This window comes from Novosphingobium sp. PY1 (assembly GCF_017312445.1).
Taxonomy (GTDB): domain Bacteria; phylum Pseudomonadota; class Alphaproteobacteria; order Sphingomonadales; family Sphingomonadaceae; genus Novosphingobium.
In genome coordinates this window covers 217,202-238,237 of record NZ_BLTI01000007.1, presented here as the reverse complement: position 1 = coordinate 238,237, position 21,036 = coordinate 217,202, and the positions used below count along the sequence as shown (strand labels likewise).

The window sequence follows — 21,036 nt, the reverse complement described above, 5'->3', positions numbered from 1 at the left end:
GCGACGCCTTGCCAAGGCGGGGCGCGCGGATCAAAGCTCGAAGGATGGTTACGCCAAGCCCCGATCCCGCGCCGCGCTCAAGTCAGCACCAGATCGATCCACGCGCCATGCTCACATTCAGGGCGGTGTGCGAGGCCGGTTCGATCAGCGGTGCTGCGCGGCTGCTCAATATTTCGCAGCCTTCGGTGTCCAACACGATAGCCTTGCTCGAAAGCAGGCTTGGCACAGTCCTGTTCGAGCGCGGTCGCGGCGGTATTACATTGACCGAGGAAGGCATTGCCCTGCGTCGGCGTGCCGATTCTCTGGCCATCCTGCTCAGGGACACCGCGAGCGAAGTTCAGCACGCCAGCCAGCGCATCGCCGGGCCTTTGCAGATCGGCGGCACGCCTGGTGCCCTGCTCACATTGTTGCCCGGCGCGATCAAGCGGGTGGAAGAGGTTGTCGGTGAGTTTGCCCTGAGCGTCGTCGAACGGCCCGATGCGCAGCTCTTCGAGATGTTACGATTGGGCGAGATCGAGCTGGCCTTCGTCACCACCCAAATCGAGCGGCTTCCTCCCGATATTCTGGAAACGACGTGCACGCGCGATCCTTTCGCATTGATCGTGGGGGCCCAGCACGCGGAAATGCCCGACGCAATTTCCCTGCGCGACGTCGAGCACTGCCGCTGGGTGCTGCCCGAGGCGAGAGGTGCCTTTCGCCGCCAGGTCGATGCGCTTTTCATTTCCGCGGGTGTAGCGGTTCCCGGGACGGTCATTCGCTGCGATTCGCTCCTCACCACGCGCGCCATCGTGCGGGAGACAGACCGAGTAACGGTCCTCCCACGCACCGTGGCTCTCGATGGAATTTCACGTGGCTCGCTTCGAGCCGTTGCGATCAAGGAAGCGGTGTTCGAGCGCAGCGTCGGTGTCTTGCGCATTTCCGGGAGAAAGCTGTCTCCTCTTGCCGAAGCGATGGTTCAGGCTCTTGCCGCAGAAATATAGTCTGTGACTATGGCAATTAGAAATATCATTATTTTACTTTAGGTCACCGGCTTGGGTAAAACGCGTTCAACCGAAGAGAACCGAGGGAGAGCGCGATGCGGACCCTGATCCGCCAAGTTTCCATTTTCGATGGCACGGGCACTGCCTCGCAGCTCGGCAGCGTCCTTGTCGAAGGCAAGCGTATCGTGCGCGTGGCGATGGGCGGGGATGCCCTGTCCGGCGAGGCAGCTGAAGTCGTGATCGATGGCTTGGGCAAAACGCTCATGCCGGGCATGGTCGATGCGCATACGCACCTGACCTGGGCTTCCTCGGTCGAGAAGATCTATCACCAGTTCATCCTGCCCGCTGAGGAACTCAAGGTCGCGGCATGGCGCAACGCCCGCGTGCTGCTCGATCATGGCTTCACCAGCCTCTATTCGGCGGGCGCTCTGAGCGACAAGGTCGAACCCGAGCTGGCCGCCGCCATCGCCGCAGGCGATACGCCGGGGCCGCGCCTTGTGCCCTCTACGCTCGAGCGCAGCCCTGAGGGCGCTGAAGGCGTCGAGACCGGGGATGTCTTCAACGGCCGTGGGCCAGATGCGATGAAAGGCTTCGTCGCCTACTGCAAGGACGAAGGCGTCAGGTCGATCAAGCTCGTGGTCTCGGGCGAGGATGCTCTCAAGCCCGGATCGGCCATGGATGTCCTCTATACGCGTGAGGAGATGATGGCCGCCGGCGAGGCGACCCGTGAGGCCGGCTTGTGGATAGCTTGCCACACGTACTCGCCCGAAGCGATCGGACTTGCGCTCGATGCCGGCGCGCGCATTCTCTATCACTGTTCCTTTGCCGACGAGGCGACCATCGAGCGCATGGTGGCCGAGAAGGACAGGTTTTTCTATGCACCGGGTGCGGGCGTCTCTGTCGCGGCGCTGGAAGCCAGCCCGCCTCCACACGTCGATATGTCCCACATGAAGGCCAGCGCAGCCCAGCGCATGGAGCTTGAAGGCAAGCTCGTTCCCGAGCTGAAGAGGCGCGGCGTACGGGTACTGATCGGCGGCGATTACGGCTTTCCCTTCAATCCCAACGGCCGCAATGCCCGTGACCTCGAACATTTCGTCAAGTATTTCGGTTTCACGCCGGCGGAAGCCCTGCGTTCTGCAACGCAATACGGCGGCGAGCTCATGGGCCTCGATGTTGGCCTCGTCCGCGAAGGGTATCTTGCCGACCTCCTGCTTGTGGATGGCGATCCGACGCAGGATGTCGCGATCCTTCAGGACAAGGATCGCCTTGCGATGATCATGAAGGGCGGTGTCCTCTACAAGGCACCTGCCAACCTGGAAGCAGTGGGCTGAACCCATGACCATTGATGTCGTTATCGTGGGGTGCGGCCCGGTGGGCGCACTGGCAGCGAACCTTCTCGGCCGCGCGGGATTGTCTGTCCTCGTGCTCGAGAAGGAGCTGGAGCACTATCCGCTGCCGCGCGCAGTCCATCTCGACCACGAGATGATGCGCCTCTTCCAGTCTGCAGGTGTTATCGACCGTGTCGAAAATGACATGGTGGCGACTGACGGTCACCTGCATGTCGGTGCCGACCATGGCGTGATCCGCTACATGGGCACGGTCGGCAAGCCGCGCCCGTTCGGATGGGCCAACGATTACTTCTTCTACCAGCCCGAGCTTGAAGCGCATTTGCGGGAGGGCTTTGCAGCCCTGAAAAATGTGGAGATGAAGCTGGGCGCTACCTTCATCGACCTGGTCCAGAACGGCGACGCTGTCACCGTTTTCTATGAACTGCATGGCAAGATCGAGGAAGTGACGTCGCGCTGGGTAATCGGCACCGACGGTTCGCGCAGCGCAGTGCGCAAGGCGCTCGGCGTTAGACTTGACGACCTCAAGTTCGAGGAACCCTGGCTTGTCGTGGACGCCGAAGTCGAGGGCCCGGTCACGTTCCCCGAAATCACGGGCGTTCCTGCCGATGCGGATCTGCAACGTCTTTCGGTGATGATGTGCGATCCCGACCGTCCGGCGACGGTCGTTCCCGGAAGGCGCAATCATCGCCGATGGGAATTCATGCTGCTGCCGGGCGAAGACGATGCGGCGATGATGCAGCCGGAGAAAGTCGGCGAGCTTGTCGGTGCGTGGATGGCAGATGTCCCTCACCGCATCGTGCGTGCGGCGACTTATCGTTTCCACGGCCTCGTGGCCGAGCAGTGGAAAATGGGGGCCGTCTTCCTTGCCGGTGATGCGGCCCACCAGACGCCGCCGTTCTTCGGTCAAGGCATGTGCCATGGGCTGCGCGATGTCGCCAACTTGGCCTGGAAAATGGATGCGATTGTCAGTCGCGGCGCCGATCCGGCCCTTCTCGATACCTATCAGCAAGAGCGCGACCCCCATGTGCGCGCCGTGATCGGCGCGGCAGTCGATGCCGGGCGCTACATCTGCGAGCTCGACCGCGAAAGGGCGGCCGCACGCGATGCCGAAATCCGCGAGAAGGCGAGGCAGCGCAAGGGAGAGACCGCTCACGACCTGATCCCGGCGATTGAGCGCGGGGCTGTCTTGACGGGCACGACCGGTGCGGGCGAACGCTTCGTGCAACCGATCCTGGAGGACGGCGGCAAGTTGGACGAATTTACCGGTCAGGGTTGGCGCCTGTTCGTGCGCGGCGTTCCTTTCGCCGTTGAAGAGCCGGGCCTTGCGGTGTTCGCCGCCGCCGATCTTCCCGACAATGGGGCCATTCTGTCCTGGCTTGATGCGCGAGGGGTCGATGCCGTCCTCGTGAGACCCGATCACTATGTGTTCGGCACAGCCATTGGGGACTTCGCAGCCTTGCTTGCTGCCCGGCGGCAGATGCTATTTGCAGAACAGGAATTGACCGCATGACCCTGACGCTTGAACTGGCACAGGCCATCGTGGCCGGTGCACTCGCCGAGGCTCGGCGACGCAAAGCGAAGCCGCTGGCGGTTATCGTCCTCGATGCAGGCGCGCATCCGGTCGCTTTCGCTCGCGAAGACAAGGCCAGTCTGTTTCGCTTCGACATCGCACGGGCCAAGGCGAGCGGTGCCATCGGCATGGACGCCGACACCTCGGTGCTTGCAGAACGCGCCAGGAGCAACCCGGTGTTCTTCCACAGCGTGAGCGATGTTGTCGGCGGGCAGATCGCCTTTTCGCCCGGCGGCGTCGTTATCCGCAATGCGCTTGGCATGGCGATCGGCGCAGTCGGAATCAGCGGAGATACCGGCGAATGCGACGCCGAATGCGCCCATGCCGGCATAGCCGCAGCAGGACTTTCCAGGGAGACGATCTCGTGAAACTGCGTAGCATCGAACTGGCGCTGCCCGATCCGTCCGGCGCCGCCGCATTCATGATCGACATCTGGGGGATGGCCCCGGCAGAGGTGCGCGGCGATACGCATTACCTGCGTGGGTCAGGTTCGTTTCCCTATCTCGTTGCCTTTGAAAAGTCGGAAGAAGAATTCGTGCGCTCGACCACTTTCGTGTGCTCGGGCGATGAACTCGGCGATCTCAAGAAACGCGTGGCCGAGACCGGATGGCCGGCTCGGCCCAGCCGAAGCGAGGACCCGGGCGAAGGCGAGGGCCTTCTCGTCGAATTGCCGGAAGGCGAGATCCTGCGTTTCCTGGTCGATTCCGCCGAAGTGGAGCCGATCGACGGTGGGGACCTTCCCGTCAAACTCACCCATGTCGTCTTCAATTCGGCCGATGCCGAAGCGACTGGCCACGCGGTCGAGGATGTGCTGGGCTTTCGCGTATCGGACCGGACCAAGGGCATGGTCTTCGTGCGTTGCAACGACAGCCACCATTCGACGGCCTTTGCCCGGGCAGGCTTCAGCTCGCTCAATCACATCGCTTTCGAGATGGCTGACATCGATGCGGTCATGCGCGGCATCGGGCGACTGCGCGACAGCAAGCTCGCTCCGGCGTGGGGCCCGGGTCGTCATGGACCGGGTGCGAACGTCTATGCCTATTACATCGCGCCTTTCGGTCCGGTGATCGAGTTTTCGACCGCCGTCGAAAAAGTGCCCGATGATTACAAGACCGGCACGCCCGAGGACTGGACCTGGCCGCCCAACCGCATCGACCAGTGGGGCATCTCGGACAAGGACTTCGGCGGTCTTCGCGCAGCCGAGGAGCGGTTCCGCTTCCGCCGCGACTGGGATGCCGCTCCGCTTGGAAATTAACCGCCGCACTCTGGTTTTCGGCGCGACCTGCCTGGCCCTTTCCAGCAGGAACGCAGGCGCCGCGGACCTCATCGGCAGGGGAGAACAACGAATGATCACGTATATCAGTTTTGAACGGCCCGACGGTACGACCAGTTTTGGCCGCCTTCAAGGCGACAGGGTTCTCGACCTCGGTGCACCGGGCACGGCGGCATGGATCAAGGATTGGATTGACGGCGATCTTGCCGAACTGGGCGTTTCCGGCGAATTCGATTACACCGCCGTCAAGCTCCTGCCCGTCATTCCCAACCCGGGCAAGATCCTGTGCGTCGGATTGAACTATGCGACGCATGTGGCCGAAACCGGCCGCGAGCAGAAGGAACACCCGGCGATCTTCACGCGCTGGGCCGATACCCTGGTTGCCGCAAACGCGCCCTTGGTGCGTCCTCCCGAAAGCGAACGCTTCGATTATGAGGGGGAACTGGCCGTGATCATCGGCAAGGGCGGGCGCCGCATTGCGCGCGAGGATGCACTGAGCCATGTTGCCGGTTATTCGATTTTCAACGATGCCTCGGTGCGCGACTGGCAGCGACACAACATTCAGTTCACGCCCGGCAAGAACTGGCCCGCGACCGGCGCCTTCGGCCCTGCGATGGTTCCGGCTGCGCAGATCGAAGACCTTGGCGCGCAGCGCGTCCAGACCCGGCTCAATGGCGAACTGGTTCAGGACCAGCCGATTTCCGACATGATCTGGGATATCGCCACGGTCATCGAGTACTGCTCGACCTTTACCGAGCTGCAGCCCGGCGATGTTATCGCCAGCGGCACCCCGGGCGGTGTCGGCGATAAGCGCAAGCCGCCGCTCTACATGAAAGGCGGGGACACCGTCGAGGTCTCCATCGGTGTGATCGGTACCCTCACCAATCCGGTCGTCGACGAAGCCTGAATCACTATATTCTCAGATAATAACAATAAGTTATAGGGAGTTCCATTTATGGACTACAGGAAAGTTATGCTCCTCTCGGGCATTGCCATGAGCGTTCTGAGCGTGCCGGCAATGGCCCAGGAGGCACAGGCAGACGATATGGGTGTGACCGGCGGGGACATCATCGTGACCGCGTCACGCCGCGCCGAGCGCCTGCAGGATGTGCCGATCGCTGTTTCGGCCGTTACCGGCGACCAACTCGCGGAAAGCGGTTTCCAGAAACTCACCGATATCCAGTACCAGTTCTCCGGCGTGCAGTTCGGCACTTCGCCCAATGATTCCGGGTTCCGCCTGCGCGGCGTAGGCAGCGCCGGGGGCTTCTCCAGCTCTTCGGAGCAGAACGTGGGTACCGTCGTCGATAACGTCGTCATTCCTTTCGGAAACCCGATCAACTCGCTGGGCGACCTTGAGCGCGTTGAGGTCCTCAAGGGGCCACAAGGCACGCAGTTCGGCAAGAATGCATCGTCGGGCGTGATCAATATCACCACCAAGCGGCCCGATCCCACGGCATTTTCGGGCAAGGCCTTCGTCAGCTACGGCGAGCTCAACGAATGGAACGTGAATGGCAGCGTCAATCTGCCGGTCTCGCAGAATTCCGCACTGGCGGTCTTTGGCTTCTACCGCTCAAACGATGGCTTCATCAAGAACGTCTACCTCGACAAGAAGTGGGGCGGCGAGGAAAGCTACGGTGCGCGGGCCAAGTTTCTGCTCGAAGGCAGCGACGACTTTTCGATCTACCTCATCGGCGATTATTCGAAGATCAAGCGCACCGGGCCCGGCCAGCTCTGGACCCTCAATCGCCTGCCGGATGATGTCGCGTTCAATCCGCTCATGGCCGCGCGCTTCGCCAGCCTTTCCGCGCTCGGCGTAACCCCCGGCTACGACAACAGCAAGTCGGTAGAGGACTACGGCGGGTATAGCTCCGAGCAGAACTACGGCGCTTCGCTCGAGATCAATCTGGGGCTCGGCGATTACAGCCTGACTTCCGTGACGGCATGGCGTCGTCTCGACGAGGGGCCGCAGCAATTCGCCATCGACGCGACCAGCATGCCCATCTTCACGGCGCAGCCGACCGGCGTAGACCAGACGTTCCTCTCGCAGGAGTTGCGCATCAGTTCGCCGGCCGGCAGCGCGCTGGAATTCACCGGGGGCGTTTATGCCTCGCGGCGCAAGGTGGGTGACGACAACGACTTCAACCGGGCACAGCTGCGGCCTGCCTACCCGTTTACGCCGATCGATCTCGATGGCCTGGCTGCGACCCCGATCGTCGACATTTCGAGCGGTCAGGGCAATACGCAGACCCGGTCTGACTCGCTGGCCGCATTTTTCGACGGCAAATATCACGTAAGCGACCGGTTCGCGGTGATCGGCGGACTTCGTTACCAGTACGACTGGGTCAAGGCTTCGTACTTCTCGATCATCGATCCAAACTATCCGCCCTTCTCGGTGGACTTCGACTATGCCGTTCCAGGTTTCGTTACGCCTTACGCCGCAACAGATGAACTGCGCGGCAGTACCAGGAAGGGTGACTGGTCCGGTCGCTTCGGTGGAGAGTTCAAGATCAATCCGGACGTCATGCTGTTCGGTACGATTGCCCGGGGATACCTGGGGCCGACGGTGACCTTCTCGGGGCTCACCGGAACCAGGACAAGCGTCAAGCCGCAGACGGTTCGCGATATCACGATTGGCCTGAAGTCGCAGCTGTTCGATCGCGCGGTGACCTTCAACGCCAACCTGTTTTTCGACAAGTACAGGAACCTGCAGACTTCGGTCTTCAATGGCGTAGAATTCATTACCGAGAACGCGGGTGGTTTCACTGCCAAGGGCTTCGAGGTCGATGCATCCTGGCGCGTCGCCCCGGAACTCTCCTTCAATGGCGGCTTCACTTATTCGGACACCAAGTTCACCGACTACGTGACCGCGTGCCCGAACGTCGTGAAGGCCGGCTATAGCTGCTATCTCGCCGACGATGGGGTGACCAGCCTTGTCCAGGCAAAGGGCGAGCCGCTCTCGGGTGCGCCCAAGTACAGCGCCACTTTCGGGGCTGACGTGCGCCTGCCCATCAGTGACACGCTCCAGTTCGACTGGTCTGCGAACTTCTATTACCGCAGCCGCGTGCAATATGCCGTGGTCGAGAAGTTCGCTTACCAGAACGGCTATGGCACCATCGGCCTTAACGCGGGGATCGGCCATCCGGACGGCAATTGGCGGGTCGGCGTCTTCGCGCGCAATCTGCTCGACCAGCGCTTCCACTCGGCCATCATTGCCCTTCCGTTCGCCGATGCGGGGGCCTACGTAAACTGGATGACCCGCGAAGGACGTCGTACACTCGGCGTCTCGGCACAGATGAAGTTCTGAAGGTTGGGGCCGGGATCGCTCCAGCGGTCCGGCCCCTCTTGAGGTCCGGCCGATTGCGGCCCCAAACAAGCGGGAGCATCAAGATGCAGGCACAGAGCCGAATGGCTTGGATTTCAATGGCAGCGGTCGCGCTGATGGCCGGTTCTAGCGTGGCCCAGGCCCAAGGCGCATGCCCTGCCTTGCGCTGGACGACTCTGGGGACAGCGGGTGGTCCGGTGCCGACGGCGGAACGCTCGGAGCCGGCCAACCTGCTGACCATCGGCAGGCAGCGCATTCTCGTCGATGCGGGCGATGGTACCGTCGACCAACTGGCTCGCATCGGCGTGGGGCTGGGCGCGATCGATGCCGTCTTCATCTCCCATCCGCACTGGGACCATGTCGGCGGCTTGGGGGCAGTCATCGGCTTGCGCTGGATGAACCAGTATCCGGGTGTCCTGACGGTCTATGGTCCGGTGGGTACGCGCGCGATTGTCGATGGGATCGTTGCGTCGCTGGCGACGCCGGCACAGATCGGTTTCGGGCTCGGAACTTTGCCGCCTTCACCGGCCGATGCGGTTCGCGTTGTTGAAATTGCAGATGGGCAGAGCCTCGATCTCGGAGCGGGAGCCTCGGTCAGGGCCGCGGCGAACAGTCATTTCGATCATGGTGGCAAGCCTGATCCCCATAATGTTTCGCTGAGCTTTCGTTTTGTCCTTGGCCAGCGCAGCGTCACTTACACCGGCGATACCGGTCCCAGCGATGCCGTGACCAATCTGGCCGATCGCACCGACATGCTGGTGAGCGAAGTCATCGATCTCGATCGCCTGCTCCAGGAAATCCATGAGCGCCGAAAGGATGCCACGCCTGAAATGCTCAAAGGCATGGAGGAGCATCTATCGACCCACCATCTCAAGCCCGAAGCCATCGGTGCAATGGCAGGAAGCGCGAAAGTGAGCCGTGTCGTGTTGACGCACTTCGCAATTCCACCCGGACCGCTTGCCCTTTCGGAGTCGGGCATTCGCAAGGGGATAGCCGTAGGCTATGGTGGTCCCGTCGACCTTGCACTGGACCTGCAGACATTCGACGTCGGATGCAGGCCTTGAAACCTTCAAACGAACCTTCGCTGGAATTGGACCGCGAGATCAAGCGCGAGCAGCGTATCAGCGCCCTGATCAATATCGTGCTCAGCGGCCTATTCTTTTTGCTCGTTTTCGGAAGTGAGCGCAGCGCCCTGCAAATGGGCAGGCCGGACAATTTTGCTCTCGATTTCTTCGCGCAGGCCAGTGCGATCGCGCTGATGTCCGCCATCGTTCCTTCGCTGCTTCTATTGGCGCGATTGAAGAGGTCAGGCCTGCTTCAGGCAACCTCCACCGGGCTCGGCCGCACCGCGGCGCTTGTCTTTGCAATTGGCATTACCAGTGCCGCGATGCTGGCCGCGGCATGCCTTGCGGGGCCGTGGAAGGAAATCGAGTGGTTTGTCGCCCTGCCCATCAAGCTGGCCTACGGTGGCGCTCTTGGTGTTGCCGGGACGACCATTGCCTTGCGCACATTGCTGAAGCGGTATCGGGTTGGGGAAAGGGTTTGAACGTGAGTTCGATTTCAGCTGCCATCGCGCAACTCGGTCATGCCCTGGGGCCCCAGGTGGTCGCGCAATGTCGAAGCCTGTTCGGTGCCGAGCAGGAACAGATTGCACAAGCGCTTGCGCCCGTCGCTGTCGATTGCGCCTACGGTCCCGACCCGCGTCAGCGCCTCGATCTCTACCGCGAAGGCCCGATATCGGAGGCACCGCTCAAGCCTGTCGTGCTATTTGTCCATGGAGGGGGCTTCGTCCTTGGCGACAAGGGCGGGCAGAGCGGCTGGGCGAATGCGCATGTCGGGCGCTGGGCTGCCATGAACGGAATGCTCGGCGCGGTGATGAACTATCGCCTCGCGCCTGCGCACATGTGGCCTTCTGGGGCTGAGGATGTGGCTGCAGCAGTCGATTGGCTGCGTGCCAATTCCACCCGGTTCGGCGGCGATTCACAGCGAATTCTGCTTGTCGGAACATCTGCGGGCTCGGTCCATCTGGCGGGCTTCGTGAAGCTGCGCGGCAATCATGCGTCGCTGGTGCGCGGTGCGGTGCTCCTGTCAGGTCTCTATGGCTACACCTCGCTCGATGAGCGTGATGAGCTCTATTACGGGCCGGAGGCAGCTTATGCGCAGCGTATGCCCCGGGAGGCTTTAGCCGCGACGGACCTGCCTCTGCTCATCGCCTGCGCGCAATTCGACCCGCCACGTTTTCAGGCCGAATGGGCAGGGCTTTTGCAGGAACGTTTGGAGCGCCACGGCAGGCTGCCGCGCAACCACTATGCAAGCGCCCATAATCACTACTCGCTGGCCATGCATATCGGGACGTCGGACCGGCGTCTGGCCGATGAAATGCTCGCATTTTTCGCTGACATTGCCTGAGGAACAGACCTTGCCGAAAATTCCAGCCCTCGACCGCCGCAGTCTGCTTGCCGCTGGTGCCATGCTCAGTGCGGCGCCGGCCTTTGCCCGCTCTGCGCGCCCGGTAAATTCCCGCTTCCCCGAAGCCTTTCTTTGGGGAGCCGCCACGGCGCCGCATCAGATTGAAGGCAACAATACCGCCAGTGACTTGTGGTCCATTGAGAACCAGCATCCGACCATCTTCGCCGAGCCTTCCGGCGATGCCTGCAACAGCCTCGAGCTGTGGAGCACGGATCTTGATATCGTCAAAGGCCTTGGACTCACAAGCTACCGCTTCGGCATCGAGTGGGCGCGCATCGAGCCTGAAAAGGGCCTTTTCTCCCAGGCCATGCTCGATCACTACAAGGCTATCGTCGCAGGTTGCCACGAGCGGGGGCTCAAGCCGCTCGTGACGTTCAATCATTTTACCGCTCCGCGATGGTTCAGCGCCCAGGGAGGCTGGATGAACCCGGATGCGCCGCAGCTGTTCGCTCGCTATTGTGACAAGGTCGCCCGTGCCATCGGCGCGGACATTGCCATGGCAATGACGCTGAACGAGCCCAACATTCTCTCGATCCTGCGCCCGATCTTGCCGGCTCAGGTCTGGGACCTGCAAGGCGCCACGCTGAAGGCGGCCGCAAGTCGGCTTGGCGTCGAGCGCTTCGTATGCGCCAATGTCGCAGCGCAGGAAGATATCGTTGCGATCGAGGCGGGTCTTGACGCGGGGCACAAGGCTGCGCGCATGGCCATCAAGGCCGCGGTGTCCGACTTACCTGTCGGTCTCACCCTTTCGGTCATCGACGACCAGGCCGCGGGAAAGCAATCCATGCGCGATCGCATCCGTCTGGAAACCTACGGCAAATGGCTGGAACTCGCCAAGTCGGACGACTTCGTTGGCGTCCAGAATTATGAACGGGCTATCTGGGGCGAGAAGGGCAGGCTGCCGGCGCCTGCGGATAGCGAACGCAACTGGTCCGGAACCGAAGTCTGGGCGCCTTCGCTTGCCGGCGCCGTGCGCTATGTCCATGAGGCGACGGGCCGACCGATCCTCGTGTCGGAGCACGGTGTCGGCACGAATGACGATACCCTGCGCGCCCGCTTTATCCCGGCCGCGCTCGAGGGCCTGAAGCTGGCGATGGACGAAGGGGTGCCAGTGCTCGGTTATGTCCATTGGTCGCTGCTGGACAACTTCGAGTGGATCTTCGGCTACAAGCCCAAGTTCGGCCTGTGTTCGGTCGATCGCAAGACCTTCGAACGCACGCCAAAGCCAAGTGCGAAAGTTCTGGGCGCCATCGCCATGCGTAACGCGCTTTAGCCGGCGCCTTCGTCGATTTGTCCCCTGCGACCGCCTGACTTGTCCGCCAGCGGTCGCCTGCCGGTCATGCGCCGGTAGAAGCGGGAGAAATAGGACGGATCGGAAAAGCCGAGTTCGTCGGCCACTTCGACAATGCTGGCATTGCTGAAGAAGAGCAGCCGCTGCGCTTCCAGAACCAGGCGCGCGTGGATCAGCTCGACCGGCGTGCAGTCCAGTCTCTTGCGGCATATGCGCGTCAGGGTCTTCCCGGTGATACCGAGGCGCACGGCGTACCAGCCAAGGCTCCTGTGTTCGCGCAAGTGGAGCTCGACCAATTGGCGAAAGCCGGAAAGCCGTTCGTCTTCGGCCGGCAGCGCATCGGCTTCCTCGATCTCGGCCGGCAATGAACGCACGAGCGCCTCTGCAAGCGCAAGGAACAGTGGCTGCGGCGTGCGCCAGTCGGACTGGATTGCGAGCATCTCATGACAGAGCCAGTCGACGCGTTTCACATCCGGGACAGGTATCGTGCCGCTGGCACCGCGAGTGAGGATGCGCAGCATCGGATCGGCTGAATCGCCGGCGCGGGCAATGAAGCCGGGCGATAATGACAGGACATGGCCGGAGGTTTCCGGCGTGAATCGGAAGCCGTGCACGCTGCCGATCGGCACGACCATGAAACAGGGCGCCACTAATGTCCGTATCTGATCGTCGCAGCGAAACTCGACCTGTCCCTGCGATACCAGCAATGCCTGTACGCTGTGAAGGTGACGATGCGGCGCGATTTCCCAGTCGTACAGGGCACTTCGCGCCGCGATGGTCTCGATATGTGCGAAATCGGGCGGAGCTTCGGCTGTATCTTCACCATAGAGCAGGAAGTTGGGAATCGGGCTGGGGGGCATGAAGGCTGTCCTGAAAGTACCGGCATATTGGTCCCGCCGTGCCTTCCTGTCGAGCCCCGCATCGATCATCTTACAACAGGTATTGGACGCACCTTGCCAGAGTGCGCCGGTTGAGGACGAAGGCACATGCGTAAACAGGTTGCAATCATCGGTGCGGGCCCCGCAGGTCTGCTGCTGGGTCATCTTCTCAAGGCCGAGGGCGTCGACTGTGTCGTGCTCGAACGGCAGTCGGGCCCCTACGTGCTGTCGCGCATCCGTGCTGGCGTGCTGGAGCAAGTTACAGTCGGCCTCATGGAGCGCCTCGGCCTCGATGCGCGCATGAAGGCTGAAGGTCTTCCGCACGACGGCTTCAACCTCGCAGACGGTCAGCGACTGATTCACATCGATATCGCCCGGCTGACCGGCAAGCAGGTGATGGTTTACGGCCAGACCGAGTTGACGCGCGACCTGATGGAAGCATCCGAACCGCGCGGGCTGGAAGTGATTTACGAGGCCGCCGACGTCGCGCTTCACGATATCGATAGCGACGCGCCGTTTGTGACCTACAATCGCGATGGCAGCGAACACCGGATCGACGCGCGTTTCATCGTTGGCTGCGACGGTTTCCATGGCCCCTCGCGCCAGGCTATCCCGGCCTCGGCAGGACAGAGCTTCGAGCGTGTCTATCCTTTCGGTTGGCTCGGTATCCTGGCCGACGTGCCCCCGTGCAATCATGAGCTGATCTACGCCAATCACGAGCGCGGCTTTGCTCTAGCCTCGATGCGCAGCAACACGCGCAGCCGCTATTACATCGACGTTCCCCTGACCGAGAAGGTCGAGGACTGGTCGGACGATCGCGTCTGGGACGAACTGGCGATCCGCCTCGGTCCCGATGCGGCGGCCCACATCGTTCGCGGCCCTTCGTTGGAGAAGTCGATCGCGCCGCTGCGCTCCTTCGTATTCGAGCCCATGCGCCATGGAAGTCTGTTGCTGTGCGGCGATGCCGCGCACATCGTTCCGCCCACCGGCGCCAAGGGACTGAACCTGGCTGCCAGCGACGTCCATTACGCGGCAGAAGCGCTGCTCGGCTTCTTCAAGTCTAACGACAATGACGCGATTTCAGGCTATTCGGAAAAGGCACTCGCGCGCGTCTGGAAGTCGGAACGTTTCAGCTGGTCGCTCACGCGGCTCATGCATCGCTTCCCGGAAGATGGCCCGTTCGAGCGCCGTATGCAGGTAGCCGAACTCGACTACATCGCTTCGAGCGAAGCTGCCCAGCGATCGATTGCGGAGAACTACGTGGGCCTGCCTGTCTGAAGGCATATCCTGCAGCTCCTTTGGGTCGCAACCGGAGGATTGACGAAGGGGAGGCGAGAGCCTCCCCTTTTTCGTTGGAGGAGGCGATGCTTCCCTTTCATGATATAATTTTAAGCTAATTGTCATCGCAATGACGCAGCATTGACGTCGCCGCCCCGGTTGCTTGATCCAGGTCAATATGCCGGGCTCCAAGGTGCGCCAAGCTCTCCCTACCGCGAAAGTGTCTGATGGAGTTGCAGGGTATGTATGGGACGAGGAACCTCGCTGGCTCTGGCGAAAGCAGCAAGGCGCCAATACCGGGCACGCCTCTTTTCGATGGCAAGGCTGCAGGCAGGGGCTACCAGCTCAACGCCATGTGCTATTCGTTTAATGACGCCAGCAACCGCGCTGCTTTCCTCGAAGATGAAGACGGTTACTGCGATCGTTTCGGTCTGACCCCGCAGCAGCGCGAGGCAGTCGCCGCGCGCAATGTACTGGCGATGATCGAGGCGGGCGGGAACATTTACTATCTCGCCAAGCTAGCGGGAATATTCGGCTTCAACGTGCAGGACGTGGGCGCTCAGCAGACAGGAATGACGGTCGAGGCCTTCAAGCAGATGCTGCTCGACCAGGCGCAGCCTTTGCAGGAAAGGAAATAAGGTCATGGCAAAGATCATGGGCGGATACTTCACGAGCCATGTCCCATCGATTGGCGGGGCAATCGTGCGCGGCGACCAGGAAACGCCATACTGGAAGCCTTTCTTCGATGGCTTCCCGCCGGTGCGTGAGTGGCTCGCCGAGACGAAGCCCGATGTGGCCGTGTGCTTCTACAACGACCACGGGCTCAACTTCTTCCTCGACAAGATGCCGACATTCGCGGTCGGCGCTGCGAGGGAATACCGCAATGAGGACGAAGGCTGGGGCCTGCCCGTTTACAAGGCCTTTTCCGGCCATCCCGACCTCAGCTGGCATGTCATCGAGCAGTTGGTCGATGACGAATTCGATGTGACGACCTGCCAATCGATGCTGGTCGATCATGCGCTGTCGCTACCTTTCGAGCTGGCCTGGCCCGATGCCGATGTCTGGCCGGTCAAGCTGGTGCCGATTGCGATCAATACGGTGCAATTCCCGCTTCCGTCAGCGAAGCGCTGCCTTGCGCTGGGACGGAGCGTCCACAAGGCATTGGCGAACTGGCAGGGTGACGAGAAAATCGTGGTCATAGGTACGGGCGGCCTCTCGCATCAGCTCGATGGTGAGCGTGCAGGCTTCATGAACCCCGAATACGATCGCTTCTGCATGGACAACCTTGCCGCCGATCCCGACGCGCTCACCCGGGACAGCGTGCGCGACATCGTGCGCCTGGCAGGATCTCAGGGCGTCGAAATCCTCAACTGGATCGCCGCACGCGGGGCGCTGGGTGACAGAGCCCATGAGGCCCATCGCAATTATCACATTCCCATTTCCAATACCGCCGCAGCGACTATGTTGTTGGAAACGGTCTGACACTGAGGGGAAGGCAGAGGCATATGGCCGTTCTTGAAGATCCGGGTTTCACATTCGATCCCTATTCGCCCGCCATCGATGCAGACCCGTTTCCGGCCTACAAGGTCCTGCGCGACAAATATCCCTGCTTCTGGAGCGAGCAGGCCGGGAAATGGGTGCTTTCGCGCTACGATGATATCCTTGCCGCCTTGTCCAACTGGCGGGTCTACAGTTCGGCAAAGGGCAATCTGGTCGACGAGTTCCCGGGACGCGCGGGGTCGACCCTGGGTAGCTCCGATCCGCCGCGGCATGACCGTCTGCGCGGTCTGATCCAGTCAGCCGTGACCAAACGGGCGCTCGATCACCTGATCGCGCCTGCCAAGGCTTCGGCGCGGATGCATCTTGCGGCACTGGATGGCTGCGACAGCTTCGACTTCGTGGGCGAGTTCGGCTCGAAAGTAACGGTCGACCTGCTCTTCCACTTGTTCGCCCTGCCGTTGGACAATGCCGATGAAGTTCGGCGCAATGCAGTGCTGATGGTCCAGACCGACCCGGTGACGCGCCAAAAGGCGCCGGAACACCTCGCCGCTTTCGAGTGGATGGCCGATTATGCGCAAGACCTTGTTCACGAACGCAAAAAGAGCCCTGGCGACGATCTCCTGTCGAATTTCATAACGGCCGAAATCGACGGCGAAAAGCTGCTCGACAAGGAAGTCCAGCTGACGGTGACGACGCTTATCATGGCGGGAATCGAGTCGCTTTCCGGTTTCTTCGGCATGTTCGCGCTTAATCTTGCCGATTATCCCGAGGCCCGCCATGCCCTCGTAGCCGACCCGTCGCTGATCGCTGACGCAATGGAGGAATCGCTTCGCTTCAACACTTCGGCACAGCGGTTCAAGCGGACGCTAACCTGCGACGTCGAACTGCATGGGCAGACGATGAAGGCCGGCGATGCGGTTATCCTGTGCTACGGTTCGGCGAACCGTGACGAGCGCATGTTCGTCAATCCGGACACCTATGACATCGAGCGCCGGCCCAAGCGGCATCTGGGTTTTGGCGGCGGGGTTCACTCGTGCCTTGGCTCCATGCTCGCCCGCGTTGCAACGCAGGCTGCCTTTGAGGAACTGCTGACGGCAATCCCCGATTTCAGCCGCTTTGACGAGACGCTGGCCTGGACTTCGTCGTCCAACTTCCGAAGCCCGAAAGCGCTTCGGCTTACCGTCGGTTGACGATCAAACGAAAGGCCCCGGCGGATCGCTCCGACGGGGCCTGTCTGTCTCTGCTATACTGGTGCCTTACAGTTCTTCAGGCCAGTAGAGGCGCATCGGGTTGGTGACGAGGAGCTTGCGCTGCAGCTCTTCGGTAGGCGCGATGCGCGGGATCATGTCGACGATGTGGCCATCGTCGGGGATCTCGTCCTGCATGTTCGGGTGCGGCCAGTCGGTGCCCCAGATCACGCGGTCCTGATAGTCGGCGACCAGCGGCGCGACGGCATGGGCGAAGGCGTCCCAGGGGTCGCCCTTGCCACCTTCCTTGATCGCGTCGAGGCGATCTGGACAGGTCGGCTTGAACCAGATGTCGTCCCGGCTCTCAAGGAAAGTGCGGAATGCCTTCATGTCGGCTCCGTCCGGCCCCTGGGTCACGTCGGGACGGCCCATGTGGTCGACGACGAGGGGGACCGGGATCGCGTTCATGAACGGGCGCAGTTCCTCGAGGATGTCGGCCTCGAAGTAGATTACAACGTGCCAGCCCTTTGGTAGGCGGCGGGCCACTTCGAGGAACTTGTCCTTGGGCGCATCGTCGACGAGGCGCTTGAGGAAGTTAAACCGAATGCCGCGAATGCCGCCTTCGTGCAGCGCGGCAAGATCGGCTTCGGAAATTGCCGGATCGACGACGGCAACGCCGCGCGCCTTGCCCTGCGACTTGGCAATGGCATCGAGCGTGGCGGCATTGTCCGTGCCGTGGCAGCTCGCCTGGACGATCACGTTGCGCGTGAAACCGAGGTGATCGCGCAGGGCAAAGAGCTTGTCCGGCCCGGCATCTTCGGGAAGGTATTTCGCCTTGGCGCTGAACGGGAACTGCGCCATCGGGCCAAAGACGTGGCAATGCGCGTCGACGGCGCCTGCCGGCGGCGTATAGCCAGGCTTGCTCGGCGCGCCGTGCCAGGAAACGATACGATCAGACATAGACAATCCCGTCCATCAGCTTGCGGGCAGTTCGAAGGAGAGCAGCGGTCTTGACGTTGCCACCCTCGTCGGTTTCGAGGACGCAGGACATCTCACCGGTCGGGTGTTCGACCGAGAGCGTCTTGCGGAGACCCTCAGGGATTTCGGCCAGCTCTGCCGCAGGCGAGCCTTCGATGAGGCAGGCGGTGGCGACCGAGACCGCGCCCAGGACACCGATCGTGGCGTGGGCACGGTGCGGGATGAAACTGCGAACCGTGATCGCGCCGCCGTTCTTCGGACGCGCAACCAGCATCATCTTGGGGACCGACTTTTCCTTGACGTCGCCAAGGTTCATCGTCTCGCCCACGGCAAGCCGGATCGCCTCGATCTTCGCTTTCAGCTCGGTATTGGCATCGAGGCTGTCGCGGTCCTCGTAGCCGGTGATGCCGACGTCCTCAGCCTTCATCACCACGCAGGGCATGCCGTTGTCGATCAGCGTTACGGGCACGCCGTTGACGACGTCGACGGCATTGCCGCTGGGCAGGAGCGCGCCGCACGAAGATCCGGCAGTGTCGCGAAATTCGAGCGGGACGGGGGCGTGGGTGCCGGGCACACCGTCAATCGCCGCGTCTCCGGCGTAGGAGACCTGGCCCGCCGGCGTCTGCACGGTGGCAACGGCGACCTGGCCGGTGTTTTCCATGTAGATCGCAACGCGGGTTTCATCGCCGCTGGCATCGACGAGGCCGCGTTCGATCGCGAAGGGGCCGATCCCGGCGAGGATGTTGCCGCAGTTCTGCGCATCGCTGACGATGGCCTGGTCGACGAAGACCTGCAGGAACAGGTAATCGACGTCGATCCCTTCGCGGGTGGACTTGCTGACGACGGCGACCTTGCTGGTCAGAGGGTCGGCGCCGCCCATGCCGTCGATCTGGCGCGGATCGGGTGAGCCCATGACGCCGAGGAGGAATGCATCGCGCGCAGCCGTATCTGTGGGCAGGTCATCCTTGAGGAAATAGCCGCCCTTGGATGTCCCCCCGCGCATCCACATGACGGGTGCGCTGGATTGGACGTCAGACATACTTGAGGCCTTCCTTCTCGAGGCGCTCGCGCATTTTGTACATGTCGAGGCCGAGGACGCCTGCGGCGAGCTTCTCACGCTTTTCGCCTTCGTTGGCTTCGCGTGCCCGGGCCTTCTCGAGAACTTCAGCGGCCTTTTCGCGCGGCACGACGACGACGCCGTCATCGTCGGCGACGATCACGTCGCCCGGCTGCACGGCCGCGTTGGCGCAAACGACAGGGACGTTGACCGAGCCGAGCGTGTTCTTGACCGTGCCCTGCGCGTAGACCGCCTTCGACCAGACCGGAAAACCCATCTCGGTAAGGTCGCGCACGTCACGGACGCCTGCGTCGATGACGAGGCCGCGGCAGCCGCGCGCCATGGCGCTGGTGGCCAGCAGGTCTCCAAAATAGCCGTCTTCGCAGGGGCTGGTCGGGGCCAGCAGAAGGATGTCGCCTTCCATGAGCTGTTCGATGGCGACGTGGACCATCCAGTTGTCACCCGGAGGGGCGCTGATCGTTACCGCCGAACCGGCGATGCGGGCGCCTGCGTAGATCGGGCGCATGTAGCTGGCGAGAAGGCCGGTGCGTCCCTGCGCTTCGTGAACAGTGGCGACGCCGCACTGGGCCAGGCCGTCGATCACCTCGGGGGACGCGCGTTCGATGTTCTGGACGACAATACCGGTCATGAATCTACTCCTCTGCTTCCCTGCACAGATGAATGACCCCTGGCCTAGAGGGAAAGAGAAACTTTGGACGAGCGATTGGTTTTGGCTAAGAGTGTCTGAATGGAAATATGGAGTCTCAACCTTCGACACCTGCGCGCCGTGGCGAAAATCGCGGAACTCGGGACAGTCAATGCAGCAGCGGCGGCTGTAAATCTCAGCCAGCCAGCCATAACGCAGGCGTTGAGTCGCCTGGAGGCCATGCTTGGCCTGCCACTGTTCGAGCGTCGGCACGACGGCATGATTCCGACTCGCGCCGGCGATGTGCTGACCCCGCGCATCTTTGCTGCGCTTGCTCATATCCAGAGCCCGCACGTGACGATGTCGCGCTTGCGTGCATTGCTCGCGCTGGCCGAGACGGGAAGTTATGCCGGGGCAGGGCAGGAGACCGGATTGTCGCTGCCCTCGATCCATCGCGCGGTGAACGATCTGGCGCTGGCGCTGCGCAGGCCGCTCGTGGTGCGACGGGGCAAGTTCGTCATACCGACCGAGGCGGGGAATCAGCTCGCCCGGGAGTTTCGCCTAGCCCGCGTGGAACTTGAGGCGGGCCTGTCGGAAGTGGAGGCGCTGCGGGGCTACGAAACCCGGCGGATCGCGATCGGAGCGATGCCGCTTTCGCGCGCCCGGGTGCTGCCCGCGGCAGTGGCGCGGTTTCTCTCTCGCCGCCCTCAGGTGAAGCTTACGATCGTCGAGGGGTCCCGCGCCGAGCTGGTCGACCCCCTGCGCAATGGCTCGCTGGATGTCATCGTTGGCGCCCTGCGCGATCCGCTGATCGAGGAAGACCTAGTCCAGCGCCCTCTGTTCGACGATGCCCCCGCCATCTTTGCTCGCAAGGGCCATCCGCTCAGCAACGGCAAGCCGACGCCGGCCCAGATGGCAAGCTATCCTTTCTGTCTTGCGCCGCGCGGCACGCCCCTGCGCGATAGCTTCGAGCGCTATTTTACCGAGAATGGTCAGGCGCTTCCTGAAGTTCCTGTGGAATCGGGGTCGGCCCTGATGATCCGGCAGGTCATGATGAATTCGAATTTTCTGGCTCTGTTGTCGCCGGACCAGATGCAGGTCGAAGTGCAGGCAGGGTGGCTGTGCGAACTGACTCGCTTGCCGCGGGGTTATCAGCGTACGATCGGCATGACGACGCGCGCTTCCTTGCGCCCGACTGAGGTCCAGGCAGAGTTCTTCGCGGATCTGCAGGCTGCGGCAACGGAAATTGCCGAGTAGC

General features: G+C 62.2%; 20 protein-coding genes. 16 read left to right on the top strand and 4 right to left on the bottom strand.

The genetic code is table 11. The features are described 5' to 3' along the window. The first annotated feature begins 44 nt into the window (after nucleotides 1-44). From J3474_RS10945 to J3474_RS10895, 11 genes are all read left to right on the top strand, one after another. Entirely contained in the window at nucleotides 45-980 is a 936-nt protein-coding gene (locus J3474_RS10945; protein ID WP_207094202.1) for a LysR family transcriptional regulator, read from the top strand. A gap of 95 nt (nucleotides 981-1,075) precedes the next feature. Further along, nucleotides 1,076-2,311 carry an amidohydrolase family protein gene (locus tag J3474_RS10940; RefSeq protein WP_207094201.1) on the top strand — a complete coding sequence of 412 codons (1,236 nt, stop codon included), beginning with the start codon at nucleotides 1,076-1,078 and terminating at the stop codon, nucleotides 2,309-2,311. Nucleotides 2,312-2,315: 4 nt separating this feature from the next. Continuing rightward, nucleotides 2,316-3,839: a bifunctional 3-(3-hydroxy-phenyl)propionate/3-hydroxycinnamic acid hydroxylase gene (locus J3474_RS10935; protein WP_207094200.1), complete on the top strand. Its 1,524-nt coding sequence runs from the start codon at nucleotides 2,316-2,318 to the stop codon at nucleotides 3,837-3,839. After that, nucleotides 3,836-4,267, top strand: coding sequence for a heme-binding protein (locus J3474_RS10930; RefSeq protein WP_207094199.1), 432 nt, complete (start codon nucleotides 3,836-3,838; stop codon nucleotides 4,265-4,267). Before J3474_RS10935 ends, J3474_RS10930 begins: the two co-directional genes overlap by 4 nt. Then, complete coding sequence (locus J3474_RS10925) at nucleotides 4,264-5,154, top strand: VOC family protein (protein WP_207094198.1); 891 nt, start codon at nucleotides 4,264-4,266, stop codon at nucleotides 5,152-5,154. Before J3474_RS10930 ends, J3474_RS10925 begins: the two co-directional genes overlap by 4 nt. 91 nt (nucleotides 5,155-5,245) lie before the next feature. Continuing rightward, entirely contained in the window at nucleotides 5,246-6,079 is an 834-nt protein-coding gene (locus J3474_RS10920; protein ID WP_376706527.1) for a fumarylacetoacetate hydrolase family protein, read from the top strand. Nucleotides 6,080-6,127: 48 nt separating this feature from the next. Beyond that, nucleotides 6,128-8,476 carry a TonB-dependent receptor gene (locus J3474_RS10915; RefSeq protein ID WP_207094197.1) on the top strand — a complete coding sequence of 783 codons (2,349 nt, stop codon included), beginning with the start codon at nucleotides 6,128-6,130 and terminating at the stop codon, nucleotides 8,474-8,476. Between the two features lie 101 nt (nucleotides 8,477-8,577). Next, on the top strand, nucleotides 8,578-9,558 hold the full coding sequence (locus J3474_RS10910) for an MBL fold metallo-hydrolase (protein ID WP_242528346.1): 981 nt from the start codon (nucleotides 8,578-8,580) through the stop codon (nucleotides 9,556-9,558). Next, complete coding sequence (locus J3474_RS10905) at nucleotides 9,546-10,040, top strand: hypothetical protein (protein ID WP_207094195.1); 495 nt, start codon at nucleotides 9,546-9,548, stop codon at nucleotides 10,038-10,040. The genes J3474_RS10910 and J3474_RS10905 overlap by 13 nt, the downstream gene beginning before the upstream one ends. A gap of 2 nt (nucleotides 10,041-10,042) precedes the next feature. Beyond that, nucleotides 10,043-10,903 carry an alpha/beta hydrolase gene (locus J3474_RS10900; protein ID WP_376706526.1) on the top strand — a complete coding sequence of 287 codons (861 nt, stop codon included), beginning with the start codon at nucleotides 10,043-10,045 and terminating at the stop codon, nucleotides 10,901-10,903. 61 nt (nucleotides 10,904-10,964) lie between these two features. Further along, nucleotides 10,965-12,236 carry a family 1 glycosylhydrolase gene (locus tag J3474_RS10895; protein WP_207094283.1) on the top strand — a complete coding sequence of 424 codons (1,272 nt, stop codon included), beginning with the start codon at nucleotides 10,965-10,967 and terminating at the stop codon, nucleotides 12,234-12,236. Here J3474_RS10895 and J3474_RS10890 read toward each other — a convergent pair. Next, nucleotides 12,233-13,114, bottom strand: coding sequence for a helix-turn-helix domain-containing protein (locus J3474_RS10890; protein WP_207094194.1), 882 nt, complete (start codon nucleotides 13,112-13,114; stop codon nucleotides 12,233-12,235). The genes J3474_RS10895 and J3474_RS10890 overlap by 4 nt on opposite strands. Nucleotides 13,115-13,240: 126 nt before the next feature. Here J3474_RS10890 and pobA point away from each other — a divergent pair, with 126 nt between their 5' ends. From pobA to J3474_RS10870, 4 genes are all read left to right on the top strand, one after another. After that, nucleotides 13,241-14,410 carry a 4-hydroxybenzoate 3-monooxygenase gene (pobA, locus tag J3474_RS10885; RefSeq protein WP_207094193.1) on the top strand — a complete coding sequence of 390 codons (1,170 nt, stop codon included), beginning with the start codon at nucleotides 13,241-13,243 and terminating at the stop codon, nucleotides 14,408-14,410. Nucleotides 14,411-14,652: 242 nt separating this feature from the next. Further along, on the top strand, nucleotides 14,653-15,048 hold the full coding sequence (locus tag J3474_RS10880) for a protocatechuate 4,5-dioxygenase subunit alpha (protein ID WP_207094192.1): 396 nt from the start codon (nucleotides 14,653-14,655) through the stop codon (nucleotides 15,046-15,048). Between the two features lie 4 nt (nucleotides 15,049-15,052). Continuing rightward, a complete protein-coding gene (locus J3474_RS10875; protein ID WP_207094191.1) occupies nucleotides 15,053-15,892 on the top strand; it encodes a class III extradiol dioxygenase family protein in 840 nt (279 codons plus the stop codon). Nucleotides 15,893-15,915: 23 nt separating this feature from the next. Beyond that, on the top strand, nucleotides 15,916-17,100 hold the full coding sequence (locus tag J3474_RS10870; protein ID WP_207094190.1) for a cytochrome P450: 1,185 nt from the start codon (nucleotides 15,916-15,918) through the stop codon (nucleotides 17,098-17,100). Between the two features lie 66 nt (nucleotides 17,101-17,166). Here the strand turns inward: J3474_RS10870 and J3474_RS10865 are convergent, their stop codons facing one another. From J3474_RS10865 to ligK, 3 genes are read right to left on the bottom strand one after another with little or no spacing between them, the layout of a single operon-like run. Beyond that, complete coding sequence (locus J3474_RS10865) at nucleotides 17,167-18,057, bottom strand: amidohydrolase family protein (RefSeq protein WP_305798461.1); 891 nt, start codon at nucleotides 18,055-18,057, stop codon at nucleotides 17,167-17,169. Then, nucleotides 18,050-19,114: a 4-oxalomesaconate tautomerase gene (locus J3474_RS10860; RefSeq protein WP_207094188.1), complete on the bottom strand. Its 1,065-nt coding sequence runs from the start codon at nucleotides 19,112-19,114 to the stop codon at nucleotides 18,050-18,052. The genes J3474_RS10865 and J3474_RS10860 overlap by 8 nt, the downstream gene beginning before the upstream one ends. After that, nucleotides 19,107-19,781 (bottom strand): 4-carboxy-4-hydroxy-2-oxoadipate aldolase/oxaloacetate decarboxylase, encoded by a 675-nt coding sequence (gene ligK / locus J3474_RS10855; protein ID WP_207094187.1) that lies wholly within the window; start codon nucleotides 19,779-19,781, stop codon nucleotides 19,107-19,109. Before ligK ends, J3474_RS10860 begins: the two co-directional genes overlap by 8 nt. A 99-nt stretch (nucleotides 19,782-19,880) precedes the next feature. Between ligK and J3474_RS10850 the strand changes: the two genes are divergently transcribed. Further along, entirely contained in the window at nucleotides 19,881-21,035 is a 1,155-nt protein-coding gene (locus J3474_RS10850; RefSeq protein WP_013837105.1) for a LysR family transcriptional regulator, read from the top strand. Nucleotide 21,036 lies beyond the last annotated feature (1 nt).